This window comes from Pseudomonas sp. PSPC2-3, from assembly GCF_049898265.1.
Taxonomy (GTDB): Bacteria; Pseudomonadota; Gammaproteobacteria; order Pseudomonadales; family Pseudomonadaceae; genus Aquipseudomonas; species Aquipseudomonas veronii.
On sequence record NZ_JAFCXJ010000009.1, the window covers coordinates 333,186 to 352,107 of the forward strand.

Genomic DNA, 18,922 nt, shown 5'->3' on the forward strand with positions numbered 1-18,922 from the left:
CCATTTATAAGTCAAGCGTTTAAGTGCTACCGCAGTTAGCCACCACTGCTGCGGCATCCAAATTCAAGTTTCGGGAGAGTAAATCATGGGCAAAATTATCGGTATCGACCTGGGGACCACCAACTCCTGCGTCTCCGTGCTGGAAAACGGCGTTGCAAAAGTCATCGAAAACGCCGAAGGCGCGCGTACTACGCCGTCGATCATTGCTTACGCCAACGACGGCGAAATCCTCGTCGGTCAGTCGGCCAAGCGTCAGGCGGTGACCAACCCGCACAACACCCTGTACGCGGTGAAGCGTCTGATCGGGCGTAAGTTCGAGGAAGAAGTCGTACAGAAAGACATCAAGATGGTCCCTTACAAAATCGCCAAGGCTGACAACGGTGACGCCTGGGTTGAAGTGAACGGCCAGAAAATGTCGCCGCCACAGATCTCGGCTGAAATCTTGAAAAAGATGAAGAAAACCGCCGAAGACTACCTCGGTGAAGCGGTGACTGAAGCGGTGATCACCGTTCCGGCCTACTTCAACGACAGCCAGCGCCAGGCGACCAAAGACGCCGGCCGCATCGCGGGTCTGGACGTAAAACGTATCATCAACGAACCAACCGCAGCCGCTCTGGCTTACGGCATGGACAAAGCCAAGGGCGACCACACTGTCATCGTTTATGACCTGGGTGGCGGTACCTTCGACGTGTCCGTGATCGAAATCGCGGAAGTTGACGGCGAGCACCAGTTCGAAGTGTTGGCCACCAACGGCGACACCTTCCTGGGTGGTGAAGACTTCGACATCCGTCTGATCGACTACCTCGTTGACGAGTTCAAGAAAGAAAGCGGCATGAACCTCAAGGGTGACCCGCTGGCCATGCAGCGTCTGAAAGAAGCTGCCGAGAAAGCCAAGATCGAGCTGTCTTCGGCTCAGTCGACCGACGTTAACCTGCCGTACATCACTGCAGACGCTACCGGTCCTAAGCACTTGAACGTGAAGATCTCGCGCGCCAAGCTGGAAGCGCTGGTTGAAGACCTGGTTCAGCGCACCATCGAGCCTTGCCGCATCGCGCTGAAAGACTCCGGCATCGAAGTGAGTGCGATCAACGACGTGATCCTGGTCGGCGGTCAGACCCGTATGCCACTGGTTCAGAAGTTGGTGACCGAGTTCTTCGGCAAAGAAGCACGTAAAGACGTGAACCCGGACGAAGCTGTTGCCATGGGTGCTGCCATCCAGGGTGCGGTACTGGCCGGCGACGTGAAAGACGTATTGCTGCTGGACGTCAGCCCGCTGACCCTGGGTATCGAAACCATGGGTGGCGTGATGACTGCGCTGATCGAGAAAAACACCACGATTCCTACCAAGAAATCGCAAGTGTTCTCGACGGCCGATGACAACCAGGGCGCCGTGACCATTCACGTGCTGCAAGGTGAGCGTAAGCAAGCGGCGCAGAACAAGTCCCTGGGCAAGTTCGACCTGGCCGAGATTCCACCAGCACCACGTGGCGTGCCACAAATCGAAGTGACCTTCGACATCGACGCCAACGGCATCTTGCACGTAGGCGCCAAAGACAAGGCTACTGGCAAAGAGCAGAAGATCACCATCAAGGCCAACTCTGGTCTGTCTGATGAAGAAATTCAGCAGATGATTCGTGATGCGGAAACCAATGCCGAGGCTGACAAGAAGTTCGAAGAGTTGGCTGCTGCCCGTAACCAGGGCGACGCACTGGTTCACTCGACGCGCAAAATGATCGCTGAAGCTGGCGACAAAGTGACTGCCGAAGAGAAGACCGCAATCGAAGCGGCCTTGGTTGCCCTGGAAGCCGCAGTTAAAGGCGACGACAAGGCTGCCATCGAAGCCAAGGTTGAGGAACTGTCGAAGGTCTCCGCGCCGGTTGCTCAGAAAATGTACGCCGAGCAAGGTCAGCCAGCTGACGGTGCCGCGCATCAGGCAGAGCCTGAAGCCAAGCACGATGACGTTGTCGATGCCGAGTTCGAAGAAGTCAAAGAGCAGAAGTAATCTGCTTGGCCGGTTGACCGCTATCAAGCGGTGCCTGGTAGGATGTCGCCGCGCGGGAGCTTGCTCCCGCGTTGGCGTGTCTGGGGTATGCGAATTTTTACAGCATGCGACAAGGCTCGGATGCTGGCGGTGTGATCGGGAATGCTCCTGCTTTCCGGCGACAGTCACCGCGTTTTTGGCCGGGTCCCTGGCTGAAAGCTGTTATGACCAGGATCGTTGAATTGACGTGAGTTGGGTCCGGGCCTGTATTGGGGCTCAACGAGTTCGGCAAGGCTCAGGAGGGTCTGGCTGAACGTCCTTAAGAGTGCAAAGACTTATGGCAAAGCGTGACTATTACGAAGTATTGGGTGTGGAGCGCGGTTCCAGCGAGGCGGACCTGAAGAAGGCTTACCGTCGCCTGGCGATGAAGCACCACCCGGACCGTAATCCGGATAACAAAGAATCCGAAGAAATGTTCAAAGAGGCCAACGAGGCCTACGAATGCCTGTGTGATCCCAACAAGCGTGCGGCCTACGACCAGTACGGTCACGCCGGCGTCGACCCGAGCATGGGTGGCGGCGGTGCCGGCTTCGGCGGCCAGAACTTCTCCGATATTTTCGGCGATGTGTTCAGCGACTTCTTCGGCGGTGGCCGCGGTGGTCAGCGTGGCGGTGCCCAGCGCGGCAGCGACCTGCGCTATACCCTGGAACTGAACCTGGAAGAAGCCGTGCGCGGCACCAGCGTCAATATCCGCGTGCCGACGCTGGTCAACTGCAAGCCGTGCGACGGTTCGGGGGCCAAGAAAGGCTCCTCGCCGATCACTTGCCCGACCTGCGGTGGTATCGGTCAGGTCCGCATGCAGCAGGGCTTCTTCTCGGTGCAGCAAACCTGCCCGCGGTGCCAAGGCCAAGGCAAGATCATTTCTGACCCGTGCGATTCCTGCCACGGTGAAGGGCGTGTCGAAGAGTACAAAACCCTGTCGGTCAAAGTGCCGGCGGGCGTGGATACCGGTGACCGCATTCGCCTGTCGGGCGAAGGCGAGGCGGGGGCTCAGGGTGGCCCGACGGGTGACCTGTATGTGGTGATCAATGTGCGCGAGCACTCGATCTTCCAGCGCGACGGCAAGCACCTGTTCTGCGAAGTGCCGATCAGCTTCGTCGATGCGGCCCTGGGCGGCGAGCTGGAGATTCCGACTCTGGATGGTCGGGTCAAGCTCAAGATCCCTGAGGGGACGCAGACCGGCAAGCAGTTCCGTATCCGTGGCAAAGGCGTGGCGCCGGTACGTGGTGGCGGTGCGGGCGACCTGATGTGCCGTGTCACGGTGGAAACGCCGGTCAACCTGGGCCGTCGCCAACGCGAGTTGCTCGAAGAGTTCCGCAGTTCGCTGGAGGGTGACGACTCCCACTCGCCGAAAACCACGGGCTTCTTCGATGGCGTGAAGCGCTTCTTCGGCGACTTGTAAGGAATTGAGTATGCGACGTATAGCCGTAATGGGCGCTGCCGGGCGCATGGGTAAAACCCTGATCGAAGCGGTACAGCAGCGCTCGCCGGCCTCCGGCCTGACCGCGGCGATCGTTCGCCCAGGCAGTACGCTGATCGGCGCCGATGCCGGTGAGCTGGCTTCGCTGGGGCGTATCGGCGTGTCGTTGTCCGGCAACCTGGAGCAGGTGGCGGACGAATTCGACGTGCTGATCGACTTTACGCTGCCGGACGTGATGCTGAAAAACCTGGCGTTCTGCCGCAAGGCGGGCAAGGCCATGGTGATCGGCACCACCGGCTTGAGTGCTGAGCAGAAACAGTTGCTGGTCGAGGCGGGCAAGGATATTCCCATCGTGTTTGCCGCCAACTTCAGCGTGGGCGTGAACCTGTCGCTCAAGCTGCTGGATCTGGCGGCGCGCGTGCTGGGCGATGAGGCGGATATCGAAATCATCGAGACCCATCATCGCCACAAGATCGATGCGCCGTCGGGAACCGCGTTGCGCATGGGTGAGGCTATCGCCGATGCCCTGGGTCGCGACTTGTCGAAGGTGGCGGTGTACGGGCGTGAAGGTCATACCGGCGCGCGTGCGCGTGACACCATTGGTTTTGCCACCGTTCGTGGTGGCGACGTCGTCGGTGATCACACCGTGCTGTTCGCCACTGAAGGCGAGCGCCTGGAAATCACGCACAAAGCCTCCAGCCGCATGACATTCGCCAAGGGGGCGGTGCGTGCCGCGCTGTGGCTGGATGGGCGTGCGCCGGGTCTGTATGACATGCGCGATGTGCTGGATCTGCACTAATCAGTAGCTAAAATGGGGCCTCGGGATTATCCTAAGGCCCCGTTTTTACCCGCTAAGCGACGTCCTGTCGCATTCTCCTGCCTTTAAGGCTCATTAGCGGTGGACCAAAACAGCCTTTTTCTGTAAGCTACAGCTTTAGTGTGTCCACTAAAAGCGCGCAGAATAATTCAGTGAAGAAGCGGGGTGACGTGTCCATACGTCACTCCGCTTTTTTACAACCTGCGATCGCCCTTTCAGGCTTTATTTACGGGAGGTCTTCTTGACTAAGCCAGCCATACTCGCCCTTGCTGATGGCAGCATTTTTCGCGGCGAAGCCATTGGAGCCGACGGTCAAACCGTTGGAGAGGTGGTGTTTAACACTGCCATGACCGGCTATCAGGAAATCCTTACCGATCCTTCCTACGCCCAACAGATCGTTACCCTGACTTATCCGCACATCGGCAACACCGGTACTACGCCGCAAGACGTCGAGTCCAATCGCGTCTGGTCCGCGGGCCTGGTGATTCGTGACCTGCCACTGGTTGCGAGCAACTGGCGTAGCACGATGTCGCTGTCCGATTACCTGAAAGCCAACAACGTTGTGGCGATCGCCGGTATCGATACGCGCCGCCTGACACGCATCCTGCGTGAAAAAGGCTCGCAGAACGGCTGCATCATGGTCGGTGAGAATATCTCCGAGGCTGCGGCAATTGCTGCGGCGCAAGGCTTCCCTGGCCTGAAGGGCATGGACCTGGCGAAAGTCGTCAGCACCCAGCAACAGTACGATTGGCGCTCCACTGTCTGGGACTTGAAGACCGACAGCCACGAGACCATCGACGCCGCTGATCTGCCCTACCACGTAGTGGCTTACGACTACGGCATCAAGTACAACATCCTGCGCATGCTGGTCGAGCGCGGTTGCCGCGTGACCGTGGTGCCGGCGCAAACCCCTGCCAGCGACGTCCTGGCGTTGCAGCCGGACGGCGTGTTCCTGTCCAACGGCCCGGGTGACCCTGAGCCATGCGACTACGCCATCAAGGCGATCAAGGACGTGCTGGAGACCGAGATCCCGGTGTTCGGTATCTGCCTGGGCCACCAACTGCTCGCTCTGGCCTCCGGCGCCAAGACCCTGAAAATGGGGCACGGCCACCACGGCGCGAACCACCCTGTACAGGACCTGGACACCGGCGTAGTGATGATCACCAGCCAGAACCACGGTTTTGCGGTGGATGAAACGACCTTGCCAGCCAACGTCCGTGCGACCCACAAGTCGCTGTTCGACGGTTCCCTGCAAGGCATCGAGCGCACCGACAAGAGCGCGTTCAGCTTCCAGGGCCACCCTGAAGCCAGCCCGGGCCCGAACGACGTAGCGCCGCTGTTCGACCGTTTCATCAATGAGATGGCCAAGCGACGCTGACTGAGCGGCCTGCGGGCGGCCCCGACTGTCGGTGGCCCCCGCAGGCTCTTCAAAGATTGTTCAAGACGGCTTGCCGACTGACCTGCGGATTTGAGTGACAAACCCATGCCAAAACGTACAGACATAAAAAGCATCCTGATTCTCGGCGCTGGCCCGATCGTGATCGGCCAGGCCTGCGAATTCGACTACTCCGGCGCCCAGGCCTGTAAAGCCCTGCGCGAGGAGGGTTACCGCGTCATCCTGGTGAACTCCAACCCGGCCACCATCATGACCGACCCGGCCATGGCCGACGCCACCTACATCGAGCCGATCAAGTGGCAGACCGTTGCCAAGATCATCGAGAAAGAGCGTCCGGACGCACTGCTGCCGACCATGGGCGGCCAGACCGCCCTGAACTGCGCCCTCGACCTGGAGCGCGAAGGCATTCTGGAAAAATTCGGCGTTGAGATGATCGGTGCCAACGCCGACACCATCGACAAGGCCGAAGACCGTTCGCGCTTCGACAAGGCGATGAAATCCATCGGCCTGGCGTGCCCGCGTTCCGGTATCGCCCACAGCATGGAAGAAGCCAATGCGGTTCTCGAGACCCTGGGCTTCCCGTGCATCATCCGTCCGTCCTTCACCATGGGCGGTACCGGTGGCGGTATTGCGTACAACCGTGAAGAGTTCGAAGAAATCTGCGCCCGCGGCCTGGACCTGTCGCCGACCAAAGAGCTGCTGATCGACGAATCCCTGATCGGCTGGAAAGAATATGAGATGGAGGTTGTCCGCGATAAGAAGGACAACTGCATCATCGTCTGCTCCATCGAGAACTTCGACCCGATGGGCGTGCACACCGGTGACTCGATCACCGTTGCTCCGGCACAGACCCTGACCGACAAGGAATACCAGATCCTGCGTGACGCCTCCCTGGCGGTACTGCGCGAGATCGGCGTGGAGACTGGCGGTTCCAACGTGCAGTTCGGTATCTGCCCGAACACCGGCCGCATGGTCGTGATCGAGATGAACCCGCGTGTGTCCCGTTCGTCGGCCCTGGCCTCGAAAGCCACCGGTTTCCCGATAGCCAAGGTCGCGGCCAAGCTGGCTGTGGGTTACACCCTGGACGAACTGTCGAACGACATCACCGGCGGCAAGACCCCGGCGTCCTTCGAGCCGTCCATCGACTACGTCGTGACCAAGCTGCCACGTTTCGCCTTCGAGAAGTTCCCCAAGGCTGACGCGCGCCTGACCACCCAGATGAAGTCGGTCGGCGAAGTCATGGCCATTGGCCGGACCTTCCAGGAATCCCTGCAGAAAGCCCTGCGCGGCCTCGAAGTCGGCGTTTGCGGCCTGGACGAGAAGCTCGACCTGAGCAATCCGGAAAGCATGAGCGTGCTCAAGCGCGAGCTGACCGTGCCGGGTGCCGAGCGTATCTGGTACGTTGCTGACGCGTTCCGCGCCGGCATGACCGTCGAAGACATCTTCGGCATGAACATGATCGATCCGTGGTTCCTGGTGCAGATCGAAGATCTGATCAAGGAAGAAGAGAAGGTCAAGACCCTGGGTCTGGCCAGCATCGACCGCGACACCATGTTCCGCCTCAAGCGCAAAGGTTTCTCCGACCAGCGCCTGGCCAAGTTGCTGGGTGTGACTGAGAAAAACCTGCGCACTCATCGCCACAAGTTGGACATCTTCCCGGTCTACAAGCGCGTTGACACCTGCGCCGCCGAGTTTTCCACCGACACCGCCTACCTGTACTCCACCTACGAGGAAGAGTGCGAAGCTGCACCGTCGGGTCGCGACAAGATCATGATCCTGGGGGGCGGTCCGAACCGTATCGGCCAGGGCATCGAGTTCGACTACTGCTGCGTACACGCCGCCCTCGCCCTGCGCGAAGACGGGTACGAGACCATCATGGTCAACTGCAACCCGGAAACCGTTTCCACCGACTACGACACTTCCGACCGCCTGTACTTCGAGCCGGTCACCCTGGAAGACGTGCTGGAAATCGTGCGCGTCGAGAAGCCTAAAGGCGTGATCGTCCAGTACGGCGGCCAAACCCCGCTGAAACTGGCCCGTGCCCTGGAAGCCGCTGGCGTGCCGATCATCGGCACCAGCCCAGACGCCATCGACCGTGCCGAAGACCGTGAGCGCTTCCAGCAAATGGTCGAGCGCCTGAACCTGCGTCAGCCGCCGAACGCTACCGTGCGCAGCGAAGACGAAGCCCTGCGTGCGGCCAGCAAGATCGGCTACCCGCTGGTGGTGCGTCCGTCCTACGTACTGGGCGGCCGGGCGATGGAAATCGTCTACGAAGAAGAAGAACTCAAGCGTTACCTGCGTGATGCGGTGAAAGTGTCCAACGACAGCCCGGTGCTGCTGGACCACTTCCTCAACTGCGCCATCGAGATGGACGTGGATGCGGTTTGCGACGGTACTGACGTGGTCATCGGCGCAATCATGCAGCACATCGAACAGGCGGGCGTTCACTCCGGTGACTCCGCGTGCTCGCTGCCGCCTTACTCGCTGCCGCTGCACATCCAGGACGAGATGCGCGAACAGGTCAAGAAAATGGCCCTGGAACTGGGTGTGGTCGGCCTGATGAACGTACAGTTGGCGCTGCAAGGCGAAGACATCTACGTCATCGAAGTCAACCCGCGCGCCTCGCGTACCGTGCCGTTCGTGTCCAAGTGCATCGGTGTGTCCCTGGCCATGATCGCTGCCCGCGTGATGGCCGGTAAGACCCTGAAGGAAATCGGCTTTACCAAAGAAATCATTCCGAACTTCTACAGCGTGAAAGAGGCGGTGTTCCCATTCGCCAAATTCCCTGGCGTGGACCCGATCCTGGGCCCAGAGATGAAGTCCACCGGTGAAGTGATGGGCGTGGGCGATACCTTCGGTGAAGCGTTCGCCAAGGCCCAGATGGGCGCCAGCGAAGTGCTGCCGACCGGCGGTACTGCTTTCATCAGCGTGCGCGACGATGACAAGCCACTGGTTGCAGGCGTGGCCCGTGATCTGATCAACTTGGGCTTCGAGATCGTGGCCACCGCCGGGACCGCCAGGCTGATTGAGGCGGCGGGTCTGAAAGTGCGTCGCGTGAACAAGGTGACGGAAGGCCGTCCGCATGTGGTCGATATGATCAAGAATGACGAAGTCACACTGATCATCAACACCACTGAGGGTCGTCAGTCGATTGCGGATTCTTACTCCATTCGTCGTAATGCCTTGCAGCACAAGATCTACTGCACCACGACCATTGCTGCTGGCGAAGCTATCTGCGAAGCGCTCAAGTTCGGTCCGGAAAAGACCGTGCGTCGCTTGCAGGATCTACACGCAGGATTGAAGGCATGATCAAATACCCAATGACCGTTCGGGGCGCCAAGGCCCTGGAAGAGGAGCACGCCCATCTGACCAAGGTCGTACGTCCAAAGCTGAGCCAGGACATCGGTACGGCCCGCGAGCTGGGTGACTTGAAGGAAAACGCCGAATACCACGCTGCCCGCGAGCAGCAGGGTATGGTCGAGGCGCGGATCCGTGACATCGAAGGCCGTATGCAGAATGCGGTCATCATCGACGTCACGACCATCCCGCACACCGGCAAAGTGATTTTCGGCACCACGGTGGAAATCGCCAATGTCGAAACCGACGAAAGCGTGGTGTACCACATCGTCGGTGAAGACGAAGCTGACTTCAAACTCGGCAAGATCTCCGTCGGTTCGCCACTCGCCCGTGCCTTGATTGCCAAGGAAGAGGGTGATGTGGTGGTTGTGAAAACGCCCGGTGGCGTGATCGAGTACGAGATTGTTGAAGTTCGCCATGTCTGAAAGGCGGCGCCCGCTTCGTGCGGGCGCCATGCTTTGGCAGTTTGCCCAGATGCTGTGGGTGGGCGGCCTGTGGTTGTTGCATATTGGCGTGTTACCGGCGTTGGGCCTGATTGGCCTGGCGCCGTTGTTGATCGATGAGATCGATGGATTACTGAGTGCGCTGCTGGTGGGTTTTGCGGCGGCGTGCGTGACGCTTCAGGCGCTGGTGCTGATCAAGGCCGAAGGCTTGGGGAGTTTGTGGCGGGATATTCGCGGCCAACTGCTGTTGATGGCGCTGTATGCGTGTGCAATGTATTGCATCGTGCATGTGTGGCTGCCGGAAGCGTTGCGCTGGCAGCTATTCAGCTATCTTGTGCTAGGGTTTTCCGGCCTGGTGCTGGTGATGCAACCGGCGCCTGGGTGGAGTGGCGGGGCGCGCGAAGCACGCCCGTGACCCTTGTTGTCATTTGAAGCGATGAACGTTCGACAGTTGCTTGTTGACGCTGAAGTTCTTGCGATACAGCAGTGCCATCTTGCCGATGACCTGAACCAGGTCTGCCTTGCCAACCTTGCACAGTTCTGCAATGGCGGCCAGGCGCGCTTCGCGGTCAAGGATGTTGACCTTGATCTTGATCAGTTCGTGATCGCCCAATGCGCGTTCAAGTTCGGCTAACACACCTTCAGTCAAACCGTTGTCGGCCACGATCAAAACTGGTTTCAGATGGTGGCCAATGGATTTGTACTGTTTCTTCTGCTCTTGAGTGAGCGGCATAATCTGACCCCTGCGTCTGATCTTGTAAAAAGCGGCGGCCAGTTTACCCGAGCGAGTCCGGGACCGCCCAGTTAATCACGACCCGTTTTATTTTCGAGGTGGCCCGTGGCCCGTTCCAAAACTAGCCTTAAGTGGCTGCAAGAGCATTTCAACGACCCTTACGTCAAAAAGGCGCAAAAGGACGGCTACCGTTCCCGGGCCAGCTACAAGCTGCTGGAGCTTCAGGACAAGGACAAACTGTTCCGTCCCGGCATGAGCGTGATCGACCTGGGCGCCGCCCCGGGTGGCTGGTCCCAGGTGGCCAGTCGTCTGATTGGCGGGCAAGGCCGGTTGATCGCTTCCGACATCCTGGAGATGGACAGCATCCCGGATGTGACCTTCGTCCATGGTGACTTTACCCAGGATGCGGTGTTAGCTGAGATCCTGCAGGCTGTGGGAAATTCGCAGGTGGACCTTGTGATTTCCGACATGGCCCCCAATATGAGTGGATTACCGGCTGTTGATATGCCGCGAGCCATGTTCCTGTGCGAGTTGGCGCTGGATCTGGCGGGGCGGGTATTGCGTCCGGGTGGTGATTTCCTGGTCAAGGTCTTCCAGGGCGAAGGTTTCGACGAGTACCACAAGAACATCCGCAAGCTGTTCGATAAGGTGCAGATGCGTAAACCGGACTCCTCACGGGACCGGTCTCGCGAGCAATATCTGCTGGCGCGGGGGTTCCGCGGTATCGAAGGTGCAGCGAGTGATGAGCGCCTTTGAAGGTTTGAGGGGAGTCGATAGGTTTTTTTATATCGCTTTCGTCACGAAGCTTTACGAATATTGTGTAGTCAAAGTTTCACAAAGGGTTACAGACGGCGCCTGCCAGAGTTGTAGGTAATGTAGTAAGTTAGGCCGGTGAATATCATGCGAAGCGCGCGCCAGTAGCGGAGCTTGCTTCAGAGGGTAGTTAATTGAACGATATGGCAAAGAATCTGATCCTGTGGTTGATCATCGCGGCTGTCCTGGTGACGGTGATGAACAACTTCTCCAGCCCTAACGAGCCGCAGACCCTCAACTATTCCGACTTCATCCAGCAAGTTAAGGATGGCAAGGTCGAGCGCGTAGCGGTTGATGGCTACGTGATTACCGGCAAGCGCAACGATGGCGACGGCTTCAAGACCATTCGTCCGGCAATCCAGGACAACGGTCTGATCGGCGACCTGGTGGATAACCACGTGATTGTCGAAGGCAAGCTGCCTGAGCAGCAGAGCATCTGGACTCAACTCCTGGTGGCAAGCTTCCCGATCCTGGTTATCATCGCCGTGTTCATGTTCTTCATGCGCCAGATGCAAGGTGGTGCAGGAGGCAAGGGCGGGCCGATGAGTTTCGGCAAGAGCAAGGCGCGCCTGCTCTCTGAAGATCAGGTGAAGACCACCCTGGCTGACGTCGCCGGTTGCGACGAAGCCAAGGAAGAAGTGGGTGAGCTGGTCGAGTTCCTGCGTGATCCGGGCAAGTTCCAGCGCCTGGGTGGCCGCATTCCACGCGGTGTGCTGATGGTCGGCCCGCCGGGCACCGGTAAAACCTTGCTGGCCAAGGCGATTGCCGGTGAAGCCAAGGTGCCGTTCTTCACCATTTCCGGTTCGGACTTCGTCGAAATGTTTGTCGGCGTCGGTGCCAGCCGTGTTCGCGACATGTTCGAGCAGGCCAAGAAGCACGCGCCATGCATCATCTTCATCGATGAAATCGACGCCGTTGGTCGCCATCGTGGTGCTGGCATGGGCGGTGGTCACGATGAACGTGAGCAGACCCTCAACCAGTTGCTGGTGGAGATGGACGGCTTTGAAATGAATGACGGCATCATCGTCATTGCCGCAACCAACCGTCCGGATGTGTTGGACCCTGCATTGCTGCGTCCAGGCCGTTTCGACCGTCAGGTTGTGGTGGGCTTGCCGGATATCCGTGGTCGTGAACAGATCCTGAAAGTCCACATGCGTAAAGTACCCATGGGCGACGACGTGGCTCCGGCCGTGATTGCCCGCGGTACGCCTGGCTTCTCCGGTGCCGACCTGGCCAACCTGGTGAACGAGGCTTCGCTGTTTGCGGCCCGCACCGGCAAGCGCATCGTGGAAATGAAAGAGTTCGAACTGGCCAAAGACAAGATCATGATGGGCGCCGAGCGCAAATCCATGGTCATGTCCGAGAAAGAGAAGCAGAACACCGCTTATCACGAAGCCGGTCACGCTATCGTAGGGCGCGTCGTGCCTGAGCATGACCCGGTCTACAAAGTGTCGATCATTCCTCGTGGTCGGGCGCTGGGTGTGACCATGTTCCTGCCGGAAGAGGATCGCTACAGCCTCTCCAAGCGTGCGTTGATCAGTCAGATCTGCTCGCTGTACGGCGGCCGGATTGCTGAAGAGATGACCCTGGGCTTCGACGGTGTCACCACCGGCGCTTCCAACGACATCATGCGTGCCAGCCAGATTGCGCGGAACATGGTGACCAAGTGGGGCCTGTCGGAAAAACTCGGTCCTTTGATGTACGCCGAGGAAGAAGGCGAAGTGTTCCTGGGACGTGGTGGTGGCGGTCAAAGTGCCAGCTTCTCAGGTGAGACAGCCAAGCTGATCGACTCCGAAGTGCGCAGCATCATTGACCAGTGCTACGGCACGGCCAAGCAGATCCTCACCGACAACCGCGACAAGCTGGATGCCATGGCGGATGCGCTGATGAAGTACGAAACCATTGATGCCGATCAGATCGACGACATCATGGCGGGCCGTACACCGCGTGAACCTCGCGATTGGGAAGGTGGTTCGGGCACCTCTGGCACGCCGCCAGTGGTTCAGAACGAACGCCCTGAAAACCCGATCGGCGGTCCTGCAGCTGACCACTAAGGTTTGAAATGACTTTTGCGTCGTCCTCCACCCGGTTGCCTTGCGGCAGCCGGGTTCTTGATTTGGCCCATACGCATGTCATGGGCATTCTTAATGTAACCCCCGATTCCTTTTCCGATGGTGGTCGCTTCAATCAGCTCGATGCTGCGTTGCGTCACGCCGAGGCGATGGTGGCGGCGGGTGCGACCTTGATCGATGTCGGCGGCGAGTCGACCCGGCCCGGTGCTCGCGTGGTTTCTCCCGTGGAGGAACTGGAGCGGGTGGCGCCGATCGTCGAGCGCATCGCTCGCGAGCTGGATGTGATCATTTCCGTGGATACATCGACCCCGGCGGTGATGCGCGAAACGGCGCGCCTGGGTGCGGGGCTGATCAACGATGTGCGTTCGTTGCAGCGTGATGGCGCGCTGGACGCCGCCGCAGCGACCGGCCTGCCGGTGTGCCTGATGCATATGCTGGGCGAGCCCGGCACCATGCAGGACAATCCGCACTACGATGATCTGGTTGGCGAAGTGAGCGGGTTCCTGGCTGATCGCATTGCTCAATGCGCCGCCGTAGGGATCGCTGCCGACAAGATCATCCTCGATCCGGGGTTTGGTTTCGCCAAGACCCTGCAGCACAATCTAAGTCTGTTCAAGCATATGGAAGCCTTGCATGCCCTGGGTCGACCTTTGTTGGTCGGCGTTTCGCGCAAGAGCATGATAGGTCTGGCGCTGAATCGCCCGGTGGGCGAGCGGCTTTATGGTGGGTTGGCGCTGGCGGCACTTGCTGTGACCAAGGGTGCGCGTATCTTGCGTGTGCATGATGTCGCTGAGACCGTGGATGTTGTCCGCATGATTGCCGCAGTAGAATCGGCCGAATAAGAATGATGGAGCACTTATGACAAAGAAATACTTTGGCACCGACGGTATCCGTGGTCGGGTCGGCGAGTTTCCGATTACCCCCGATTTCATGCTCAAGCTGGGTTGGGCGGCAGGCATGGCGTTCCGCAGCATGGGCGCGTGCCGCATCCTGGTGGGCAAGGACACGCGTATCTCAGGCTATATGTTTGAGTCTGCGCTGGAGGCCGGTTTGTCCGCCGCCGGTGCCGATGTAATGCTGCTGGGCCCGATGCCGACCCCGGCGATCGCTTACCTGACGCGTACCTTCCATGCCGAAGCCGGCATTGTGATCAGTGCTTCGCACAATCCTCATGATGACAACGGCATCAAGTTCTTCTCGGGGCAGGGCACCAAGCTGCCGGATGAGATCGAGCTGATGATCGAAGAGCTGCTGGATGCGCCGATGACGGTGGTCGAGTCCAGCAAGCTGGGCAAGGTGTCGCGGATCAACGACGCCTCTGGCCGTTATATCGAATTCTGTAAGAGCAGTGTGCCAAGCAGCACCAATTTCGCCGGGCTGAAGATCGTCGTCGACTGTGCCCATGGTGCGACCTATAAAGTGGCGCCGAGCGTATTCAAGGAGCTGGGTGCGGAAGTGACGGTGCTGTCGGCCCAGCCTAACGGGTTGAACATCAACGAAAACTGCGGCTCCACGCATATGGAGCAATTGCAGGCTGCCGTCCTGGCCGAGCATGCCGACCTGGGTATTGCCTTTGATGGCGACGGCGACCGCGTGCTGATGGTGGATCACACCGGCGCCGTGGTTGATGGCGATGACTTGATGTTCATCATTGCCCGCGACCTGCATGAGCGTAACCGCTTGCAGGGTGGTGTCGTCGGTACGCTGATGAGCAATCTCGGGCTGGAGTTGGCACTGGGCGAGCTGGGCATTCCTTTTGTGCGTGCCAATGTCGGGGATCGTTATGTGATTGCGGAACTGCTGGAGCGCAATTGGCAGATCGGTGGCGAGAACTCCGGGCATGTCGTGTGCTTCCAGCACACCACCACGGGCGACGCGATCATCGCCGCGCTGCAGGTGCTGTTGGCGTTGCGCCGTCGCCAGGAAAGCCTGGCCCAGGCGCGTCAAGCCCTGCGTAAGTGCCCGCAAGTGCTGCTCAATGTGCGCTTTGCCGGTGGCGACAACCCGATCGAACACCCGGCTGTCAAAGCGGCCTGCGAGCGCGTGACCCTGGCAATGGCGGGGCGTGGGCGCGTGTTGCTGCGCAAGTCCGGCACAGAGCCGCTGGTGCGCGTCATGGTCGAAGGTGAGGACGAAACCCTGGTTCGCGGGCATGCCGAAGACCTGGCAAAACTAGTAACTGAAGTTTGCTCCTGAATTCGGCTTGCCAGTGATGGTGTGGTTGGGTAACATCTGCGCCCACTTTGACCGACGAGGTACAGCATGCGTCGCACTATGGTAGCTGGTAACTGGAAGATGCACGGTACCCGCGCCAGTGTCGCTGAGCTGATCAATGGCCTTCGTCACTTGGCCTTGCCGAGCGGTGTTGATGTCGCGGTTTTTCCATCTTGCTTGCATATCAACCAAGTGGTTGATGGCTTGAAAGGTAAGTCGATTCAGGTCGGCGCGCAGAATTGCGCAATGGAACCCATGCAAGGTGCGCTGACAGGTGAGATTTCGCCAAGTCAGTTGGTTGATGCGGGTTGTTCCTACGTGCTTGTCGGGCACTCCGAGCGCCGTCAGTTGATGGGCGAGCGGGATGGGACACTCAATCGCAAGTTCGCAGCGGCACAGGCTTGTGGCTTGATTCCGGTGTTGTGCATAGGGGAGACCCTTGAACAGCGCGAATCGGGCAAGACTCTTGAAGTTGTCTCGCGTCAGCTGGGCAGCATCATCGAGGAGCTGGGTGTTGGTGCGTTTGCGAAGGCAGTCATCGCTTACGAGCCGGTCTGGGCCATTGGCACCGGGCTGACTGCAACACCGCAACAGGCGCAGGATGTGCATGCAGCTATCCGCGCGCAGTTGGCGGCAGAGAATTCTGAGGTCGCACAAGGTGTGCGGCTTCTATACGGCGGCAGCGTGAAGGCGGCCAATGCGGTCGAACTGTTCGGCATGCCGGATATCGATGGGGGGCTCATTGGTGGAGCTTCCCTGAATGCAGATGAGTTCGGTGCGATTTGTCGCGCCGCGGGAAACTGAAAAAATGCTGGAAACAGTCGTAGTCGTTTTTCATCTGTTGGCTGCCCTGGGCGTAGTTGCCCTGGTTTTGTTGCAACAGGGTAAAGGTGCGGATGCTGGTGCGTCTTTCGGTGCAGGTGCTTCAAATACTGTGTTCGGAAGCCAAGGTTCCTCTACCTTTCTTAGTAAGTTTACTGCTATACTTGCCGCAGGTTTCTTCATAACCAGCTTAGGGTTAGGTTACTTTGCTAAAGAGAAAGCTCATGTGCTGACTCAAGTAGGTTTGCCAAACCCAGCAGTGTTGGAAGTACCAAAAGCAAAACCGGCTTCTGATGATGTCCCGGTGCTTCAAGAGCAAAAGTCGGCTACTCCAGCGACTGACGTGCCTCCAGCTCAAGAGCAGAAGTAAGAAGGGTTGTAAACGCTGTATTGCCGAGGTGGTGGAATTGGTAGACACGCAACCTTGAGGTGGTTGTGCCCATAGGGTGTAGGGGTTCGAGTCCCCTTCTCGGTACCAATTATCAGGAGAGCCCGCTGTTGCGGGCTTTCTTGTAGGTGGAAGGTTACATTGACCCTGTAAGGGATCGGTCGTATACTTCCGCCCCAGCTTTGTCGCGGGGTGGAGCAGTCTGGTAGCTCGTCGGGCTCATAACCCGAAGGTCGTCGGTTCAAATCCGGCCCCCGCAACCAGTTTTAGCGGAGCCCCTTATTAAGGGGCTTTTTGTTAGCTGGACACTTTCAACGCCGCTATTCGACGGCGTTTCAAGGATGGGCGTTTCGCCCATTTTTTTATTTTGCACAGCATGCACATACATGCACGAGGGGGTTCAGGTGTCGAGCAAGCTAGAAGAGTTGCAGGCCTTGCTGGCCCCGGTGGTCGTGGCCCTGGGCTATGAATGCTGGGGTATTGAGTTTTCGGCTCAAGGTCGCCACTCAATGTTGCGCGTTTATATTGATAAAGAGGGCGGCGTGCTGGTGGACGATTGTGCCATTGTCAGCCGTCAGATCAGTGGTGTCCTGGATGTTGAAGATCCAATCGCCGTTGAGTACACCCTCGAAGTTTCCTCGCCTGGCATGGAACGCCCACTGTTCACTCTCGAGCAGTTTGCAAAATTTGCCGGTGGACAAGTGAAAATCAAGCTGCGATCTCCCTTTGAAGGGCGACGCAATTTTCAGGGCCTTCTGCGCGGTGTAGAAGAGCAGGATGTCGTGGTGCAAGTAGAAGACCATGAGTTCCTGTTGCCGATCGATATGATCGACAAGGCCAACATTATTCCCAGTTTTGACTGAGACGCGGATCCCGCGGATCCAATGGCTTGCGAAAGGCGAGGCGTACGATGAGCAAAGAAGTACTGCTGGTTGTTGAGTCGGTATCCAATGAAAAGGGCGTACCGGCAAACGTGATTTTTGAAGCGCTGGAGCTGGCCCTGGCCACTGCGACCAAAAAGCGTTTTGAAGACGAAGTTGATCTGCGTGTGGAAATCAACCGCCACACCGGTGCCTATGAAACTTTCCGTCGCTGGACGGTCGTTGAAGAAGCCGATCTTGATGATCCGGCCATCGAAACCTGGCCGAGCAAGGTCGCTGAAACGCACCCTGGCGCCAAGGTCGGTGATGTTGTCGAAGAAAAGATCGAATCGATCGAGTTCGGCCGTATTGCTGCACAAACTGCCAAGCAGGTCATTGTGCAGAAGGTTCGCGAGGCCGAGCGCGCTCAAGTCGTTGACGCCTATCGCGAGCGCCTGGGTGAAATCATCTCCGGCACCGTGAAAAAAGTTACCCGCGACAACGTGATCGTCGACCTGGGCAACAACGCCGAAGCGTTGCTGGCCCGCGAAGACATCATTTCTCGCGAAACCTTCCGTGTCGGCGTGCGTCTGCGTGCGCTGCTCAAGGAAATCCGCACCGAGAACCGCGGTCCTCAGTTGATCCTGTCGCGTACCGCGCCGGAAATGCTGATCGAACTGTTCCGCATCGAAGTGCCGGAAATCGCCGAAGGCCTGATCGAAGTCATGGCTGCGTCCCGCGACCCGGGTTCGCGCGCCAAGATCGCGGTCCGTTCCAAGGACAAACGCATCGACCCGCAGGGCGCTTGCATTGGTATGCGCGGTTCGCGCGTCCAGGCAGTGTCGGGCGAGTTGGGCGGTGAGCGTGTGGATATCGTCCTGTGGGACGATAACCCGGCGCAGTTCGTGATCAACGCCATGTCGCCGGCTGAAGTGGCGGCAATTATCGTTGACGAAGATGCCCATGCCATGGACATCGCCGTTGGCGCAGACAATCTGGCTCAGGCCATTGGTCGTGGTGGTCAGAACGTGCGTCTGGCCAGCCAACTGACCGGCTGGACCCTGAACGTGATGACCGAATCGGACATCCAGGCTAAGCAGCAAGCTGAAACCGGTGACATCCTGCGCAACTTCATCGACGAGCTGGAAGTCGACGAAGACCTGGCGCAGGTGCTGGTAGATGAAGGCTTCACCAGCCTGGAAGAGATTGCCTACGTACCGTTGGAAGAAATGCTCAACATCGATGGCTTTGACGAAGACACCGTCAACGAGCTTCGCGCTCGGGCCAAGGATCGTTTGTTGACTAAAGCCATCGCTACTGAGGAAAAGCTGGCAGACGCCCATCCGGCCGAAGACCTGCTCTCGCTTGAGGGTATGGACAAGGATTTGGCGATGGAACTGGCGGTGCGCGGCGTAATTACCCGCGAAGACCTGGCCGAGCAGTCTATTGACGATCTGCTCGACATCGACGGCATTGACGATGATCGTGCCGGCAAGTTGATCATGGCCGCCCGAGCCCATTGGTTCGAGTAATTAGGCGCGGCCTG

The 18,922-nt window shown here is 58.8% G+C and carries 16 protein-coding genes and 2 tRNA genes; 17 read left to right on the forward strand and 1 reads right to left on the reverse strand.

Annotated elements, in window-relative coordinates:
- Nucleotides 1–85 precede the first annotated feature (85 nt).
- The 7 genes from dnaK to ACP7E3_RS22235 all read left to right on the forward strand — a co-directional run bounded on the left by dnaK (nt 86) and on the right by ACP7E3_RS22235 (nt 9,889).
- Entirely contained in the window at nt 86–2,002 is a 1,917-nt protein-coding gene (gene dnaK, locus ACP7E3_RS22205) for a molecular chaperone DnaK (RefSeq protein WP_017847410.1), read from the forward strand.
- 316 nt (nt 2,003–2,318) lie between these two features.
- Nucleotides 2,319–3,443, forward strand: a complete 1,125-nt coding sequence (dnaJ, locus tag ACP7E3_RS22210) for a molecular chaperone DnaJ (RefSeq protein ID WP_426124399.1) — start codon at nt 2,319–2,321, stop codon at nt 3,441–3,443.
- A 10-nt stretch (nt 3,444–3,453) separates the two neighbouring features.
- The gene (dapB, locus tag ACP7E3_RS22215; RefSeq protein ID WP_026140082.1) at nt 3,454–4,260 is read left to right on the forward strand and encodes a 4-hydroxy-tetrahydrodipicolinate reductase; all 807 of its coding nucleotides are present in this window, start codon (nt 3,454–3,456) and stop codon (nt 4,258–4,260) included.
- Nucleotides 4,261–4,519: 259 nt separating this feature from the next.
- Entirely contained in the window at nt 4,520–5,656 is a 1,137-nt protein-coding gene (gene carA, locus ACP7E3_RS22220) for a glutamine-hydrolyzing carbamoyl-phosphate synthase small subunit (protein WP_108525435.1), read from the forward strand.
- Between the two features lie 105 nt (nt 5,657–5,761).
- The gene (carB, locus tag ACP7E3_RS22225) at nt 5,762–8,983 is read left to right on the forward strand and encodes a carbamoyl-phosphate synthase large subunit (protein ID WP_017847414.1); all 3,222 of its coding nucleotides are present in this window, start codon (nt 5,762–5,764) and stop codon (nt 8,981–8,983) included.
- Nucleotides 8,980–9,456: a transcription elongation factor GreA gene (greA, locus tag ACP7E3_RS22230; protein WP_017847415.1), complete on the forward strand. Its 477-nt coding sequence runs from the start codon at nt 8,980–8,982 to the stop codon at nt 9,454–9,456. Before carB ends, greA begins: the two co-directional genes overlap by 4 nt.
- A 28-nt stretch (nt 9,457–9,484) precedes the next feature.
- Entirely contained in the window at nt 9,485–9,889 is a 405-nt protein-coding gene (locus ACP7E3_RS22235) for a hypothetical protein (protein WP_017847416.1), read from the forward strand.
- Between the two features lie 9 nt (nt 9,890–9,898).
- Here ACP7E3_RS22235 and ACP7E3_RS22240 read toward each other — a convergent pair whose 3' ends face one another.
- Nucleotides 9,899–10,207: a YhbY family RNA-binding protein gene (locus ACP7E3_RS22240; RefSeq protein WP_017139256.1), complete on the reverse strand. Its 309-nt coding sequence runs from the start codon at nt 10,205–10,207 to the stop codon at nt 9,899–9,901.
- A 105-nt stretch (nt 10,208–10,312) separates the two neighbouring features.
- Here ACP7E3_RS22240 and rlmE point away from each other — a divergent pair, with 105 nt between their 5' ends.
- From rlmE to nusA, 10 genes are all read left to right on the forward strand, one after another.
- Nucleotides 10,313–10,963: a 23S rRNA (uridine(2552)-2'-O)-methyltransferase RlmE gene (rlmE, locus tag ACP7E3_RS22245; protein WP_017847417.1), complete on the forward strand. Its 651-nt coding sequence runs from the start codon at nt 10,313–10,315 to the stop codon at nt 10,961–10,963.
- 200 nt (nt 10,964–11,163) lie between these two features.
- Nucleotides 11,164–13,074: an ATP-dependent zinc metalloprotease FtsH gene (ftsH, locus tag ACP7E3_RS22250; protein ID WP_017847418.1), complete on the forward strand. Its 1,911-nt coding sequence runs from the start codon at nt 11,164–11,166 to the stop codon at nt 13,072–13,074.
- An 8-nt stretch (nt 13,075–13,082) separates the two neighbouring features.
- A complete protein-coding gene (gene folP, locus ACP7E3_RS22255) occupies nt 13,083–13,934 on the forward strand; it encodes a dihydropteroate synthase (RefSeq protein WP_026140085.1) in 852 nt (283 codons plus the stop codon).
- 16 nt (nt 13,935–13,950) lie between these two features.
- Entirely contained in the window at nt 13,951–15,288 is a 1,338-nt protein-coding gene (gene glmM, locus ACP7E3_RS22260; RefSeq protein ID WP_017847420.1) for a phosphoglucosamine mutase, read from the forward strand.
- A gap of 66 nt (nt 15,289–15,354) precedes the next feature.
- Nucleotides 15,355–16,110 (forward strand): triose-phosphate isomerase, encoded by a 756-nt coding sequence (gene tpiA, locus ACP7E3_RS22265; protein ID WP_046382042.1) that lies wholly within the window; start codon nt 15,355–15,357, stop codon nt 16,108–16,110.
- A 4-nt stretch (nt 16,111–16,114) separates the two neighbouring features.
- Nucleotides 16,115–16,498 (forward strand): preprotein translocase subunit SecG, encoded by a 384-nt coding sequence (gene secG / locus ACP7E3_RS22270; RefSeq protein WP_010206600.1) that lies wholly within the window; start codon nt 16,115–16,117, stop codon nt 16,496–16,498.
- A 22-nt stretch (nt 16,499–16,520) separates the two neighbouring features.
- Nucleotides 16,521–16,606: transfer RNA gene (locus ACP7E3_RS22275), tRNA-Leu, on the forward strand.
- 96 nt (nt 16,607–16,702) lie between these two features.
- A tRNA-Met gene (locus tag ACP7E3_RS22280) sits at nt 16,703–16,779 on the forward strand.
- 141 nt (nt 16,780–16,920) lie between these two features.
- The gene (gene rimP, locus ACP7E3_RS22285; RefSeq protein WP_026140087.1) at nt 16,921–17,379 is read left to right on the forward strand and encodes a ribosome maturation factor RimP; all 459 of its coding nucleotides are present in this window, start codon (nt 16,921–16,923) and stop codon (nt 17,377–17,379) included.
- 47 nt (nt 17,380–17,426) lie between these two features.
- Nucleotides 17,427–18,908: a transcription termination factor NusA gene (gene nusA / locus ACP7E3_RS22290; protein ID WP_008057419.1), complete on the forward strand. Its 1,482-nt coding sequence runs from the start codon at nt 17,427–17,429 to the stop codon at nt 18,906–18,908.
- Nucleotides 18,909–18,922 lie beyond the last annotated feature (14 nt).

Excerpts from the sequence above, each read along its gene's own strand:
- secG (WP_010206600.1), top strand. The coding sequence starts at position 16,115 with ATGCTGGAAACAGTCGTAGTCGTTTTTCATCTGTTGGCTGCCCTGGGC.
- ftsH (WP_017847418.1), top strand. The coding sequence starts at position 11,164 with ATGGCAAAGAATCTGATCCTGTGGTTGATCATCGCGGCTGTCCTGGTG.
- ACP7E3_RS22235 (WP_017847416.1), top strand. The coding sequence starts at position 9,485 with ATGCTTTGGCAGTTTGCCCAGATGCTGTGGGTGGGCGGCCTGTGGTTG.
- dnaJ (WP_426124399.1), top strand. The coding sequence starts at position 2,319 with ATGGCAAAGCGTGACTATTACGAAGTATTGGGTGTGGAGCGCGGTTCC.
- greA (WP_017847415.1), top strand. The coding sequence starts at position 8,980 with ATGATCAAATACCCAATGACCGTTCGGGGCGCCAAGGCCCTGGAAGAG.
- dnaK (WP_017847410.1), top strand. The coding sequence starts at position 86 with ATGGGCAAAATTATCGGTATCGACCTGGGGACCACCAACTCCTGCGTC.
- ACP7E3_RS22240 (WP_017139256.1), bottom strand. The coding sequence starts at position 10,207 with ATGCCGCTCACTCAAGAGCAGAAGAAACAGTACAAATCCATTGGCCAC.
- nusA (WP_008057419.1), top strand. The coding sequence starts at position 17,427 with ATGAGCAAAGAAGTACTGCTGGTTGTTGAGTCGGTATCCAATGAAAAG.
- carB (WP_017847414.1), top strand. The coding sequence starts at position 5,762 with ATGCCAAAACGTACAGACATAAAAAGCATCCTGATTCTCGGCGCTGGC.
- dapB (WP_026140082.1), top strand. The coding sequence starts at position 3,454 with ATGCGACGTATAGCCGTAATGGGCGCTGCCGGGCGCATGGGTAAAACC.
- folP (WP_026140085.1), top strand. The coding sequence starts at position 13,083 with ATGACTTTTGCGTCGTCCTCCACCCGGTTGCCTTGCGGCAGCCGGGTT.
- tpiA (WP_046382042.1), top strand. The coding sequence starts at position 15,355 with ATGCGTCGCACTATGGTAGCTGGTAACTGGAAGATGCACGGTACCCGC.
- glmM (WP_017847420.1), top strand. The coding sequence starts at position 13,951 with ATGACAAAGAAATACTTTGGCACCGACGGTATCCGTGGTCGGGTCGGC.